The following is a 423-nucleotide window of genomic DNA, read 5'->3' as shown; positions in this document are numbered from 1 at the left end:
TAATACCTTGAGGGCCAGTAGCACCAGTTACACCTTGAATTCCAGTAGCTCCTGTAACACCTTGAAGTCCAGTAGGTCCGGTTATGCCTTGAGGACCAGTAGCACCAGTTACACCTTGAGGGCCAGTAGGTCCAGTTGTGCCTTGAGGACCAGTAGGACCGGTTATGCCTTGAGGGCCAGTATCACCTGTAACACCTTGAGGACCAGTAGCACCAGTAATGCCTTGAGGACCAGTAGCTCCGGTTACACCTTGAATTCCAGTAGGACCAGTAATGCCTTGAGGGCCAGTAGGTCCAGTGATACCTTGAATTCCAGTAGAGCCAGTAATGCCTTGAGGACCAGTAGCTCCGGTTACACCTATAGGACCAGTAGGGCCAGTAACGCCTTGGAGTCCAGTAGGACCAGTGATACCTTGAGGGCCAG

General features: G+C 52.2%; 1 pseudogene. It reads right to left on the bottom strand.

Features of this window, described 5'->3' with window-relative positions:
• Nucleotides 1-423: pseudogene (locus tag ACYUEW_RS19080) on the bottom strand (collagen-like protein); the annotation flags it as partial.

Source organism: Clostridium sp. CTA-1 (assembly GCF_054768215.1).
This window is presented reverse-complemented; position numbering and strand designations above follow the sequence as displayed.